The sequence below is a fragment of the Mesorhizobium sp. M1E.F.Ca.ET.045.02.1.1 genome (assembly GCF_003952485.1).
Taxonomy (GTDB): Bacteria; Pseudomonadota; Alphaproteobacteria; order Rhizobiales; family Rhizobiaceae; genus Mesorhizobium.
The window spans coordinates 7,162,384-7,175,306 of record NZ_CP034447.1; the positions used below are offsets into that span (position 1 = coordinate 7,162,384).

Genomic DNA, 12,923 nt, shown 5'->3' on the forward strand with positions numbered 1-12,923 from the left:
CTCAGCCACGCGGGGAACGGTGGCCGCCGCCGCGATCCGCGGGGAGCGGCGGCACGGGCTCGGCGGCATGGCCCTTGTAGAGGGGCGATTCGAGATAGCGGGAAATCGCGAAGCGCACCAGCACCGCGATCGCCGCTGAAGCCGGCACCGCGATCAGCAGGCCGACGAAGCCGAACAGCGCGCCGAAGGCGAACAGTGCGAACATCAGCCACACCGGATGCAGGCCGACGCTTTTGCCGACCAGCCTGGGCTGCAGGATGTTGCCTTCGATGAACTGACCGACGAAGAACACGCAGGCCACCAACAGCACCATTTCCCAGTTCGGCCAGAACTGGACGAAGGCGACGCCCACGGCAAGGACCAGGCCGGTCAGCGAGCCGACATAAGGGATGAAGGAAATCAGCCCCGAGAAGAAGCCGATGAGGATGGCGAAGTTCAGCCCGGTGAACGTCAGGCCGGTGGCATACATGGCGCCGAGCACCAGGCAGAGCGTGCCCTGCCCGCGCACGAAACCGGCGGTGGCGGTGTTGATGTCGCGGGCGAGCGCGCGCACCGTCTCGACATAATCGCGCGGCACCCAGCCGTCGACCACGGCCACCATGCGGTCCCAGTCGAGCAGCATGTAGAAGGCGACGACCGGGGTCACGACGAAGAGGCTGACCACCGAGACCAACGCCACGCCCGAGCTCCAGATCGAGGTGAAGACGGTGGTGAGAAGGCTGAAGCCGGAGGTGAGCAGCGAGTTCAGCCCGTCGCGCAGGCTGCCGGCGTTGACGCCGAAGCGCTGCTCCAGCCATCTCGGATCGAAACTGGTGATCAGCGACTGCAGGCGGGTCAAATATTCCGGCAGCTTGCGGGCGAAATCGGCCATCTGCGTCGCCAGCACCGGCACCAGGATGACGAAGGCGAGCACGACGACGACGATGAAGGCGATGAGGATCACCACCGTCGCCATCAACCGGGAGAGACCCAGCCGCTGCAGCCGATCGGCGACCGGATCGAGGAAATAGGCAAGCGCCATGCCGGCGACAAAGGGGAGCAGGATGCCGCTGAACACATAGAGGAAGAGCGCCAGAAAGACGGCCGTGCCCAGCCAGAAGAAAATCTGGCGGCGAAGTGCTGTTCCTGCCGCAACGTCCGCGGCTTCGCTGTCAGTCGCCCGTCGTGGAGCCTTCGCCATAACCGCTCATATGCCTCAGCCAAGCCACGAGATAGGCTGCGGCCGAAGCCACGGTCAAGACCCCGGACAGCAATATGAGCGCGGGCCGGAGCGGATCGAGATGGATGGAAAAGGCAAGCTCGCCCAGCACCAGCGCCGCCAGCGCGATCTGCACGGCGGTGTTCACCTTGGACACGAAGAGCGGCTTCATCTCGACGGGATGCGCCATCACGCTGGACAGAAGCACCGCGCAGACGATCAGCGCGTCGCGAGAAACCATGGTCACCACCAGCCACAGCGGCAGTTCCCCGGCATAACCCATGACCACGAAGACCGAGACCAGCAGAAGCTTGTCGGCCATCGGATCGAGATAGGCGCCGAGGCGCGAGAACTGCCTGTAACGGCGGGCGATGAAGCCGTCGACGCCATCGGAAACGCCGGCGACGAGGAAGCCGGCAAAAGCCCAGTCCCAGCGCGCGCTGAGCATCGCCAGCACCACGGCGGGCACCAGCAGGAGGCGCATGATCGTGATCATGTTGGGTATGGTCACGTGATGTCCCATCGTGGCTTTGTTGGGAAATAGATGATGGAGACGGGGGATGGACGCAAGGGAGGAGCGACAAAGGTCTGCGCGAGGCACCCCCCTCTGCCCTGCCGGGCATCTCCCCCTCAAGGGGGGAGATCAGCAATTTCGGCGCCGCATCCATTCCTGCAACGTCGGCGATTGGCGAAGGCGGAAGTGACATCCAATCTCCCCCCTTGAGGGCAGGGCTGTCCGGGAAAAGATAGGGGTGAATCGAAATGCCACATGCGCATGCCCCGTAAGACGGGTTCCGTCTACCTTCTGGTTGTCGAGACTCAGAAAGGGACGGGGCATGCGCTTTAGGCCTAGCATTCTTGGCAAGCTGGTTGAACCGCTCAATCGGCGCCGCTTCCAGACGATTGTGGATAGCCATGATGGGGACGCCTAGGACAAGTCGTTCCACAGATCTACGCGCAGTTGAGCGGCGCTGACAGCCTGCGCGGCCTTGAAGCTGGCTGGAACGCCAACTGCCAGCATCATTATCACTTGGGCAGCGACCGGCTGAGCCGCTCGACCTTGTCGGATGCCAACCGGCGCCGCCCAGTCGGCGTGTTTGCCGAGACCTTCGAGCACATTGCCAACCAGCTCGACCGGCACATGCGCCGCGAAGGCGCGGCCATGCTGCGGCTGATCGATTCCACGCCCATTCCGCTCGGCAAGGCCTGTGGCTGGGCCAAGTCGAACGGCCGCATCCGCGGCATGAAGCTGCATGTCGTCTACGATCCAGACAGCGACTGCCCGCGCGTCCTCGACATCACCGACGCCAATGTCAACGACGCCGAGATCGGCCGCACGATCACCCTTGAGACCGGCGCCACCTATGTGTTCGACAAGGGCTATTGCCATTACGGCTGGTGGACGGCGATCGCCGCAGCCCAAGCCTTCTTCGTCACCCGCCCCAAATCCAACATGGGGCTCAAGGTGCTCGGCAGCCGCCCTATCAAGGGCGCGCAGGGTGACGGCTTCACCGTTCTCGAAGACGTCGAGGTGAGCCTTGCCAGCAAGAGCCACCGCAAGCTGCCCATCCCATTGCGACGCCTCACGGTGCAGCGCCAGAACGGCGACACCATCACGCTTGTGACCAACGATCTCCAGCGCCCCGCCGTCGAGATCGCCAACCTCTACAAGGGCCGATGGCAGATCGAGCTCTTGTTCCGCTGGATCAAGCAGCACCTCAAGATCCGCAAGTTCCTCGGCACCAATGACAACGCCATCCGCCTGCAGCTCTTCGCCGCTATGATCGCCTATGCGCTGCTGCGCATCGCCGCCCGGGCCTGCCGTATCGCCATGCCTATCCTCAGGTTTACCGATCTGGTCGCCCGATGCCTCTTCGAGCGACGAAACATCGCCGCCATCGACAAGCCGCCCCCCGTCAACCCAAGTCAACGCAAGCTCAGATCCTCCCCAAACCAGATGAGCTTCTCCTATGCATGACTTTCCCCGGACAGCCGTGCTCGAGGGGGAGATGCCCGGCAGGCCAGAGGGGGGTGCTGTCCCGTCAACATTTCCGCTTTTTCGGGGGCAAAATTTCCCTACGCGCGCGTCATCCTTGCTCCTCGAAACCATTCATGCGATGAGCCCGCAATGGAAACAGCGACGAGCCAGACATGACCAAGCGCGACACGGGCAAGCGCAACAACGGGCTCACCTATGCCGAGGCGGGCGTCGATATCGATGCCGGCAATTTGATGGTCGAGAAGATCAAGCCGCTGGTGCGCGCGACGCGCCGGCCGGGCGCCGACGGCGAGATCGGCGGCTTCGGCGGGCTTTTCGACCTCAAGGCCGCCGGTTTCAGCGATCCGGTTCTGGTCGCCGCCAATGACGGCGTCGGCACCAAGCTCAAGATCGCCATCGATTCCGGCAAGCACGACACGATCGGCATCGACCTCGTCGCCATGTGCGTCAACGACATCGTCGTGCAGGGCGCCGAGCCGCTGTTCTTCCTCGACTATTTCGCCACCGGCAAGCTCGACCCCGACCAGGGCGCGGCCATTGTCGGCGGCATCGCGCAGGGCTGCCGGCTGGCCGGCTGCGCGCTGATCGGCGGCGAGACCGCCGAGATGCCCGGCATGTATCACGACAAGGATTACGACCTCGCCGGCTTTGCCGTGGGCGCGGCCGAGCGCGGCCAATTGCTTCCGACCGACGACATCGTCGAGGGCGACGTGCTGCTCGGCCTTGCCTCCTCCGGCCTGCACTCCAACGGCTTCTCGCTGGTGCGCCGCATCGTTGCCGCGAGCGGTCTTGCCTGGAGCGATCCGGCGCCGTTCAACGACGAGTTGAGCCTCGCCGAAGCGCTGCTCGAACCGACGCGCATCTATGTCAAATCGATCCTGAAGGCGATCCGCAACACGCATGGCATTAAGGCGCTTGCCCACATCACCGGTGGCGGCTTTCCGGAAAACATTCCGCGCGTGCTGCCCAAGGATTTTTCCGCCGAGCTCGACCTCGAGGCGATCGAGGTGCCGCCGGTGTTCTCGTGGCTCGCCAGGACCGGCGGCGTCGCGCCGGAAGAGATGATGCGCACCTTCAACTGCGGCATCGGGATGATCCTGGCCGTCGCTTCCGGCCAGGCGGCGCAGGTCGCGGCAGTGCTGCAGGAGACGGGCGAGACGGTGACGCCGATCGGCCGCATCGTGCCGCGCCGCGACGCCGGCGTCATCTATCGGGGCTCGATCGGCCTATGAGCAGGAAGCGCACGGTCGTCCTGATCTCGGGGCGCGGCTCCAACATGACGGCGCTGATCGCTGCCGCCAGCGACCCGGCCTATCCGGCCGAGATCGTCGGCGTCATCTCCGACCGCGCGAACGCGGCCGGCCTCGGCATCGCCCAGTCGCGCGGTATCGCCACCAAGGTCATCCAGCGCGCCGACCATCCAAGCAAGGACGCCTATGACGCCGCGCTCGATGCCGCGCTCACCGGCTTCGGCGCCGAGATCGTGGCTTTGGCCGGCTATATGCGCATTCTCGGCCGTGGCCTCGTGGAAAAATGGGTGGGGCGCATGGTCAACATCCACCCTGCCCTTTTGCCTGCGTTCAAGGGGCTGGACACGCATGCGCGGGCATTGCGCGCCGGCGTGCGCATCCATGGCTGTTCGGTGCATTTCGTCACGCCCGAAATGGACGACGGCCCGATCATCGCCCAGGCCGCGGTGCCGGTGATGGTCGGCGACAACGAGGACACGCTCGCGGCGCGGGTGTTGAAGGTCGAGCATCGGCTCTATCCGCTGGCGCTGGGGCTGGTCGCCGAGGGCAAGGCGCGCATGGAAAAGGGCCACACCGTGCTTGCCCATTTCGCCGACGACGCCGACAACGCCACCTCGGTGGTGATGGCGCCGGACCCGCTGCGCGAGGAAACCGACCTCGAGCAACTGGCGCGGATCACGCCTTAGAGACCCTGGAAGCCGTGGCTATCTTCGACAGCGCGGTCCGAACAAACGGCGATCTTGCTGGCGTATTCGAATACGAAGACGGCGACGGACCGCAAAACGCCACCGCATATTTCTACCTATGCGAAACCGCTGGGCCGGTTGTCGGCGCAATCCACATTCGATCAGGAGCCTGGTCGATCGCCGAGGCTGACATTGCCGTCAAGTGGGACCGTAGCGAGCAGCGTGTCGGCCTCTTCGTCTTTGGCGTGCTGACAGCCGCTTTTGATGCCGCGACGGGGACGAGATACGGTGGTAGGTATGGCAAGGATTTCAACGCTAAGATCCCCTGGTCCTGAGCAATGCCGATGAGACAGCTCCTCGTGCTGCGCCACGCCAAGTCGAGCCGGGACGATCCCAAGCTCGCCGACTTCGACCGCCCTCTCGCCCCGCGCGGGCTGAAGACGGCGCCGCTGATGGGGCGAGAACTTGTCCGTCGCGGCTGGCTGCCGGATCAGGCGCTGGTCTCGCCGGCGCTGCGCACCCGCGACACCTGGCGGCTGGTCACCGCCGAATTGCCGGAGCAGGTGCCGGCGGAATTCGCGGAAGAGCTCTACGAGGCGGCCCCGGCCGCCATCCTGGCGCGCGTGCGCCAGGCCAAGGCGACCAGCCTGATCGTGATCGGCCACAACCCCGGCCTGCAGAACTTCGTGCTGCGGCTCGCCGGCGCAGGATCGGACAGCGATGTGTTCAAAAAGATCGAGGCGAAATTCCCGACGGCAGCGCTGGCTCGGCTCACGGTGGACGAGGATTGGGCGAACCTCGAATTTGGTGGCGCCCGGCTGGCGGATTTCATCAGGCCTAAGGATTTGGGGTAAGATTGCGGGCGGTATCTCCCCCCTCGAGGGGGAGATGGCCGGCAGGCCAGAGGGGGTCGTCTCGCGTAGAGCGCCAGCTTTGTTTCTCGCCACGGAAAGCGCCGGCGCTCCACGCGCGGCGACCCCCTCTGTCGCCTTTGGCGACATCTCCCCCTTAAGGGGGGAGATTGGCCGCTTCAATTGCCCCAGATGCCCTGGCCCGGATCAGGCCAGGCCTGAGATGGCGGCTGCCCGGTCGTCATCGAGGTGTCGACATTGGCCGGCTTGGCTGCCTCATGCTTGCGGATCGAGGCGGTGAGCCCGCGGTCGACGCCGGCAGTCGGCTGGTTGGCGCTGTCGGCGCCGTAGTGGTCGCTGCCCGCGAAGGCGGAGCCCATGGCGAGAAGCAAGGCGGCGGTGGTGAGTGCGATCCTGGTCATTTCAAAAGTTCCTGTCGTTGCGTTTGGATGGGAGTTTTCGAGGAAGGGTCGAGTGCAGTCACTTGCCCCACAGGCCGTCGCCATTGTGCCGGGCGATCATGTCGGCGACCGTCTCGCCGGAGCCGGTCGCCACCGAAGCCTGGTGATGCGCCACGTCCCGCACGCGGATCGAACTGGTCATCATATGATCGGCGCCGGCGGTCTGCTGGTTGGCCCCGTCGGAGCCGTAATGGTCGCTGCCGGCAGAGGCGCTGCCCATGGCAGCGAAGAGCATGGCGGCCGTGACGAATGCGATCCTGATCATCTCAGTGTTCCTTGTCCTGTCGTTTCATCGGCGGCGCCTTGGGAGGATGGCCCCGCTGCCGACAAAGACCCGGAACGGCCCGGATTTATTCCCGGGCGAAATCTCTTCTTCGCTGGTCGTTTCGCCACCGCGGCCGTGAGCTCACCCGAAAAAACTCATCTCGAACAATGGATTAGAAGGAGCTTCCATCCGGCTGATTCAGGCCGCCCCATAGCCGGCTCCAGAAAAAAGCGGTGGGGCGAACCCTCGTCCCTACAGGCATCACCGCTTCGTGATGAATGCTCGATCGAACGCATGCAAAAGCCGGCCCAACGGATAGCCGGCGCTACAAAAACAGAGCGGCGGGACAAGCCCGCCGCTTTGAGGTCTATCGAAGATCGGAACCGGTTAGCGGTTGCCGAACAGGTCGCGGTCGGCGCCCTGGGTCAGCGGCTTCTGGACATTCGCATCCGACTTCTTGACCGAAGCGGTGTACGAGGTGTCGACCGAAGCGGCCGGCTGGTTGGCGTTGGCCGAGCCGTAGTTGTCGGAGCCGGCGAAAGCGGCACCGGTGGCAACGAGAAGGGCGGCCGCGGTAAGAGCGATCTTGGTCATTTTAGGTACTCCAGATTTGAATGTTGATGCTTGGTTGGTTCGGGACGGACGCCGGTTTAGCGGCCCCAGATGCCCTGGCCGGATTCCCGCTGGTTCTGATCGGGCGTGATCTTGAGATCGCGCTGTTCGAACTTGCGGATCGAGCCGGTGATGCTGCGGTCGATGTTGTCGCCGGACTGGGGCGTGACCGACTGGGTGACGGCTGGCTGGTTGACGTTGTCCGAACCGTAGTGGTCGCTGCCGGCGAAGGCGCTGCCCGTGGCAATGAGAAGAGCCGCAGCGGAAAGAGCAATCTTGTTCATTTTGGGTACTCCAGATTTCAAAAGTCCTGTCCGTCTAGTGGCGTGCCTTGGTGGAAAATCGCGTCGCTCGGACAATACCGAAATGGGTCGGTCCTGTTGCCATTTCCAATCACGAAAATTTGTGAACCGAACCGTTCGGTTCGACCTTGAATTTGCGTGAGCGGCGCAGTTGCCACATTCTTCTTATGCAATATCAATGGCTTGCAGAAAGGGCTGCGCGATATAGCCCCACGGATCAGCCAGCCGGCGTTCAACTCGACTACACGAACCGTCAACATAAATTGAACCGAACGGTTCGGTTTTATCCCCGATTCAACCAATGAGTCGGCTCAACAGCCGCCGTGACGCGGTCGTGACTGCGGAGGAGCCGGAGTTTGCCTTGTAGGCGGATCGATATTATCGGTTGCTTCGAGGATCGAATTCGGACGCCGCCGCGCGCTCGCCGGGGCCGGTGCCGTCCCTGGAGTGAACAACGACAGAGATGCGGCTCCTGCTTGTCGAAGACAATCGCGAATTAGCCGATTGGCTGAGCAAGACGCTGCGCCAGGCGAGCTATGTCGTCGATGTCGTCCATGACGGCGAGGATGTCGAGCATGCGCTGGCGGCCGGCGACCATGCGCTCATCATTCTCGACCTCGCGCTGCCGCGCATGAGCGGGATGGAGGTGCTGAAGCGGCTGAGAGCGCGCGGCAACCCGGTGCCGGTGATCGTGCTCACCGCCAATGCCAGCCTCGACGGCCGGGTCAAGGGCCTCAACGAAGGCGCCGACGACTATCTGGCAAAGCCGTTCCAGATCGAGGAGTTGGAAGCGCGCATTCGCGTGCAGTTGCGCCGCGCCAACGACCGGACAGCACCAATCATTTCCTGCGGCGACCTCGTCTTCGACACGAACACCAGGCTGTTCTCGCTTGCCGGCGAGACGCTGGCGCTGACGCCGCGCGAGCATGCGGTGCTGGAGCAACTGGTGGTCAAGGCCGGGCGCACGGTGAGCAAGGCGGCGCTGTCAGCGGCGATCTATGACTTCGAAACCGACGCCGACCCCAGCGCCATCGAGATCTATGTGCATCGGCTGCGCAAGAAGCTGGAAGGCTCGCGCGTTCAGATCGCCACCTTGCGCGGCCTCGGCTATCTGCTGCGCCATGAAGACTAGTTGCGATGCGGATTAACAGCCTCCGCCTGCAATTGCTGGCCTGGGTCGTGCTGCCGCTGGCCGGGCTCGCTACCGTCAATCTGTGGACCAGCCATGGCAATGCGCTTGCTACCGCCGATCTGGTCACCGATCGCATGCTGCTCGGATCGGCCCGAGCGATCGCCGAGCAGGTGGCGATGGACGACGGCGTGCTCTTTGCCACCATCCCGCCGGCGGCGCTCGAGATGTTCGATACAGGCGACCGCGACAGCGTCTACTATCACGTCGAGACCGCCGGCGGACGCCTGCTCACCGGTTATCCCGACCTGCCCCAGGCGTCGCAACGCGGCAGCATCGAAGCTTCCTACCGCGATCGCCGGCTCCGCCTCCTGACCCTCAGCCAGGCGGTGATCGGCGCCGGCGCGGATTCACCGATCAAGGTCACGGTGGGCGTCACGCTTGCCGGGCATGACGCGATGGTGAAGCGTCTGTGGCTCAGCGCCTTCGCCCAGCAGTTGGCCCTGGTAGCGATCGCCGGCGTGTTCGTGCTGCTTGGCCTGCACCGCGGCCTTGCGCCGCTGATCCGGCTCCGCGATGCCGTGCGTTCGCCAAGCCGCAGCGAGCTCGACCCGGTCGAGGTTCCCGGCGCGCAAAGCGAGATCAGGCCGCTGATCGACGCGCTCAATGCCTATATGGCGCGCGTGCGGGCGCAGATGGCGGCGCAGCGCCGCTTCATTGCCAATGCCGCGCACCAACTGCGCACACCTTTGGCGCTGCTGTCGACACAGGCAAGCTACGCGCTGCGCGAAACTGCCGCCGATAAGCGCCAGGAAGCGCTTGTCGCCCTGCAGGCCAGCTCCGGCCGGCTGGCGCGGCTCGCCGAACAGCTGCTCACACTGTCGCGCGCGGAGCCCGGCAGCCGGCGGCCGCGCGCCGACCGCATCGACCTCACCGAAGCCTGCCGCCAGGTGCTGGAAACGCATGCGCCGAGGGCAATCGAACGCAACATCGATCTCGGCCTCGAGGAAACCGGGCCTGTTCCGGTGATCGGCGACGGCACGATGCTGCGCGAGATGATCGTGAACCTCGTCGATAATGCCCTGCGATACTCCAAGCCCGGTGGCAGCGTCACGGTGAAGATCGCCGCCGTCGATAGCGAGGCGCAGCTCACCGTCACCGATGCCGGCCCCGGCATTCCGCCGGAAGAGCGGGAACACGTCTTCGAACGCTTTTACCGTATTGTCGGCACGAACGAGGAAGGCAGCGGGCTCGGGCTCGCCATCGTGCGCGAGGTGGTCGAAAATGCCGGAGGCAGCGTCGCGCTTGGCGACGCTGCCTCCGGCGGGCTCAAGGTCGAGGTGCGGCTGCCGCTACGTTCCAGTTAAAGACTAGCCAGGGCGTTGGTGGTCACTGCGTTTCATGCAGCGGCTGCGGACGCCATTTCGCCAGCCGGTTCTCGACCAGCGTCATCAGGTATTCGGCGCCCAGCGCCACGACCATGACGATAACGATCGCCGCATACATGCCGGCCGCGTCGAACGAGCCTTTGGCGATGTTGATCAAGAGGCCGATACCGAAGCGCGAGCCGACGAACTCGCCCACGATGGCGCCGATGATGGCAAAGCCGAAGCTGACATGCAGGCTGGCGAAGATCCAGCTCATCGCCGACGGCACGATCACCGAACGCGTCAACTGCCAGTCGGAGGCGCCGAGGATGCGGGCATTGGCGATCATCGCGCGGTCGGCCTCGCGCACGCCCTGGAAGGCGTTGTGGAAGACGACGAAGAACACCATGACGAAGGCCAGCGCCACCTTGGAGGCAAGGCCGAGGCCGAGGATCATGATGAAGATCGGCGCCAGCACGACGCGCGGGATCGAGTTGATCACCTTGATGTAGATGGAGAAGATATCCGCAGCCATGCGGTTGCGGCCGAGCGCGACGCCAATGATGATGCCGGCGACCGAACCGGTGACGAAGCCCAGCACCGACTCCTCCATGGTGACATAGAGGTGGTACCAGAGCGGCCCTTCCGAGGTCCCCTCCGTCATCCATTCATAGAGCCGTCCAGCAATCGTGCTCGGCATGGCGTAGAAGAAGGGATCGATCCAGGCCATGCGGCCGGCGATTTCCCACGCGCCGAGAAAAGCGATGAGGATGGCGAGCCGCCAGAAGATGACGGAATGGCGCCGATGCGCGGCCGCCTTGGCGGCGGCTGCCTCGATTTCGGCGTCCGACGTTCCTGGCCTGAAGCTCGCGGTCGAGATGTTGACGGTGGCGTCTGTCATAAAAGCCTCCTCATGCCGCCGCGCGGGCGTAGCTGGTCTCAACCTCTTCCTTGAGGTCGGCCCAGATGGTGCGCGAATAATCGATGAAGCTCTGGTCGTAGCGGATGTCGGCGACGACGCGCGGGCGCGGCAGGTCGATCGTGTAGACGGATTTCACCGTCGCCGGCCCGGCCGTGAGCACATAGACCTTGTCGGCCAGCGCGATCGCCTCCTCAAGGTCATGCGTGACGAAGACCACCGAGGCCTTGGCCTCGGACCACAGGCGCAGCAATTCCTCGTGCATGAGGACGCGGGTTTGCACGTCGAGCGCCGAGAACGGCTCGTCCATCAACAGGATCTCGGGACCGTTGATGAAGGTCTGCGCCAGCGCCACGCGCTTGCGCATGCCGCCGGAAAGCTGGTGCGGATAGTGCTGCTCGAAGCGTGCCAGGCCAACGCGAGCCAGCCAGTCTCGCGCCGAGGCCTGCGCCTGCGCTTTCGGCTTGCCGCGGAACAGCGGCCCGGCCATGACATTTTCGATCACCGTGCGCCAAGGGAACAGCGCATCGGTCTGGAACACGAAACCGATGCGCGGATCGATGCCCTTGACCGGCGCGCCCATGACGCGGACCTCGCCGGCGCTCGGGCTGGCGAGCCCGGTGACGAGGTTGAGCGTCGTCGACTTGCCGCAGCCGGTCGGGCCGACGACGGCGACGAACTCGCCGCGCTCGACCGTCATGGTGAAATCGCGGATCGCGGTCAGGGATTTGCCGGTGGGGGAAAGGAAGCGGCGGCTGACATTGATCAGCTCGATCGCCGGAGCGGTCTTTTTAACAGCCATAGTTGAGCAAACTCCAATAGCGTGCGACCGCCGCGCGGTGATCGCCGGACGTGGAACAAGATAGGGCGGCGGCGCGAGGTCGGAACCTCGCGCCGCCTAATCCGCTATTTCACGTTCTTGACGAATTCCGTGGTGTAGGTCTTGGAAAGGTCGATCTGCTTGCCCTGCAGTTCCTTCTTGAAGGCCGACAGCACCGAAAGAACCGTCTCCGGTCCACCCTGCGGCATCACGCCATCGGGGGTGAACATCGCCTTGCCGGCGTCGAGCGCTTTCACATAGCCTTCCTTGTCGCCGACATAATAGTCCTTCGGCATCTTTTCGGCGATCTCGGCGCCGCTGTGGGTGCTGATGAACTTCAGCGTCTTGACGAAGGCGTTGGCGAGCTTCTGAACCGTTTCCTTGTGGGCGTCGACCCATTCGGTCTGCATGTAGAGCGAGGCGGCCGGATAGGTGCCGCCAAGTGCTGCCTTGGTGCCTTCCACGGTGCGCATGTCGACGAGCACCTTGGCCTCGCCGGTCTTGAGCAGCCGCGTGATCGTCGGCTCGGTCGTCATGCCGGCCTGGATCTTGTCCTGCTGCATGGCGGCGATGAAAGTGTTGCCGGCGCCGACCGGCACGGAGGTGAATTCGCCGAGCTTCAGCCCGTTCTTGACCGCAAGATATTCGGTCAGGAAGTTGGTCGAGGAGCCGAGGCCGGTGACGCCGAGGCTCATGCCCTTGAAATCGGCGGGCGACTTGATCTCCGGATGTTTCGCCGAGACAAGCTCGACCTCGCCCGGCGCCTGGCTGAACTGGACGACGGATTCGACGAACTTGCCCTTGGCCTGCAGGTCGATGCTGTGGTCGTAGAAGCCGACCACGCCCTGAACGGCACCCGCCAGCATCTCGTTCTCGGCATCGACGCCCGCAGGCTCATTGAGCAGCTCGACGTCGAGGCCTTCATCCTTGAAATAGCCGAGCGCCTCGGCGAGCTTGGCGGGCAGGTAGATCTGTTTTTCGTAGCCGCCCACCATGATCGAGATCTTGTCGGCGGCCGACGCAGTCGTTGCGCCCGCGGCAACCATGGCAAGCGTCAACGCCGC

15 protein-coding genes and 1 pseudogene are annotated in these 12,923 nt (G+C 64.3%); 7 read left to right on the plus strand and 9 right to left on the minus strand.

Annotated elements, in window-relative coordinates:
• Position 1: 1 nt before the first annotated feature.
• Entirely contained in the window at positions 2–1,180 is a 1,179-nt protein-coding gene (locus EJ070_RS35110; RefSeq protein WP_126095442.1) for an AI-2E family transporter, read from the minus strand.
• Complete coding sequence (locus EJ070_RS35115; protein ID WP_126095443.1) at positions 1,152–1,709, minus strand: CDP-alcohol phosphatidyltransferase family protein; 558 nt, start codon at positions 1,707–1,709, stop codon at positions 1,152–1,154. Before EJ070_RS35115 ends, EJ070_RS35110 begins: the two co-directional genes overlap by 29 nt.
• Before the next feature lie 325 nt (positions 1,710–2,034).
• Between EJ070_RS35115 and EJ070_RS35125 the strand changes: the two are divergent.
• The 5 genes and pseudogenes from EJ070_RS35125 to EJ070_RS35145 all read left to right on the plus strand — a co-directional run bounded on the left by EJ070_RS35125 (position 2,035) and on the right by EJ070_RS35145 (position 5,987).
• Positions 2,035–3,176: pseudogene (locus EJ070_RS35125) on the plus strand (IS4 family transposase).
• Between the two features lie 173 nt (positions 3,177–3,349).
• On the plus strand, positions 3,350–4,429 hold the full coding sequence (purM, locus tag EJ070_RS35130; protein ID WP_126095444.1) for a phosphoribosylformylglycinamidine cyclo-ligase: 1,080 nt from the start codon (positions 3,350–3,352) through the stop codon (positions 4,427–4,429).
• Entirely contained in the window at positions 4,426–5,133 is a 708-nt protein-coding gene (gene purN / locus EJ070_RS35135) for a phosphoribosylglycinamide formyltransferase (protein WP_126095445.1), read from the plus strand. Before purM ends, purN begins: the two co-directional genes overlap by 4 nt.
• A gap of 14 nt (positions 5,134–5,147) precedes the next feature.
• Positions 5,148–5,468, plus strand: a complete 321-nt coding sequence (locus EJ070_RS35140; RefSeq protein WP_126095446.1) for a hypothetical protein — start codon at positions 5,148–5,150, stop codon at positions 5,466–5,468.
• A 9-nt stretch (positions 5,469–5,477) separates the two neighbouring features.
• On the plus strand, positions 5,478–5,987 hold the full coding sequence (locus EJ070_RS35145) for a histidine phosphatase family protein (protein ID WP_126095447.1): 510 nt from the start codon (positions 5,478–5,480) through the stop codon (positions 5,985–5,987).
• Positions 5,988–6,163: 176 nt separating this feature from the next.
• On the opposite strand, the gene EJ070_RS35150 is transcribed toward EJ070_RS35145, so the two are convergent.
• The 4 genes from EJ070_RS35150 to EJ070_RS35165 all read right to left on the minus strand — a co-directional run bounded on the left by EJ070_RS35150 (position 6,164) and on the right by EJ070_RS35165 (position 7,606).
• Positions 6,164–6,406: a DUF680 domain-containing protein gene (locus EJ070_RS35150; protein ID WP_126095448.1), complete on the minus strand. Its 243-nt coding sequence runs from the start codon at positions 6,404–6,406 to the stop codon at positions 6,164–6,166.
• Positions 6,407–6,464: 58 nt separating this feature from the next.
• A complete protein-coding gene (locus EJ070_RS35155; RefSeq protein WP_126095449.1) occupies positions 6,465–6,710 on the minus strand; it encodes a DUF680 domain-containing protein in 246 nt (81 codons plus the stop codon).
• A 387-nt stretch (positions 6,711–7,097) separates the two neighbouring features.
• Complete coding sequence (locus tag EJ070_RS35160) at positions 7,098–7,304, minus strand: DUF680 domain-containing protein (protein WP_126095450.1); 207 nt, start codon at positions 7,302–7,304, stop codon at positions 7,098–7,100.
• Positions 7,305–7,360: 56 nt separating this feature from the next.
• The gene (locus EJ070_RS35165) at positions 7,361–7,606 is read right to left on the minus strand and encodes a DUF680 domain-containing protein (protein WP_126095451.1); all 246 of its coding nucleotides are present in this window, start codon (positions 7,604–7,606) and stop codon (positions 7,361–7,363) included.
• Between the two features lie 481 nt (positions 7,607–8,087).
• On the opposite strand from EJ070_RS35165, the gene EJ070_RS35170 reads away from it, so the two are divergent.
• Both EJ070_RS35170 and EJ070_RS35175 read left to right on the plus strand, forming a co-directional pair.
• Entirely contained in the window at positions 8,088–8,756 is a 669-nt protein-coding gene (locus tag EJ070_RS35170) for a response regulator (protein WP_126095452.1), read from the plus strand.
• Between the two features lie 5 nt (positions 8,757–8,761).
• Entirely contained in the window at positions 8,762–10,120 is a 1,359-nt protein-coding gene (locus EJ070_RS35175; RefSeq protein ID WP_126095453.1) for a sensor histidine kinase, read from the plus strand.
• A 22-nt stretch (positions 10,121–10,142) separates the two neighbouring features.
• On the opposite strand, the gene EJ070_RS35180 is transcribed toward EJ070_RS35175, so the two are convergent.
• The 3 genes from EJ070_RS35180 to EJ070_RS35190 all read right to left on the minus strand — a co-directional run bounded on the left by EJ070_RS35180 (position 10,143) and on the right by EJ070_RS35190 (position 12,905).
• On the minus strand, positions 10,143–11,021 hold the full coding sequence (locus EJ070_RS35180) for an ABC transporter permease (protein ID WP_126095454.1): 879 nt from the start codon (positions 11,019–11,021) through the stop codon (positions 10,143–10,145).
• A gap of 10 nt (positions 11,022–11,031) precedes the next feature.
• Entirely contained in the window at positions 11,032–11,841 is an 810-nt protein-coding gene (locus tag EJ070_RS35185) for an ABC transporter ATP-binding protein (RefSeq protein ID WP_126095455.1), read from the minus strand.
• A gap of 104 nt (positions 11,842–11,945) precedes the next feature.
• Positions 11,946–12,905, minus strand: a complete 960-nt coding sequence (locus EJ070_RS35190; RefSeq protein ID WP_126096035.1) for an ABC transporter substrate-binding protein — start codon at positions 12,903–12,905, stop codon at positions 11,946–11,948.
• Positions 12,906–12,923: the final 18 nt, after the last annotated feature.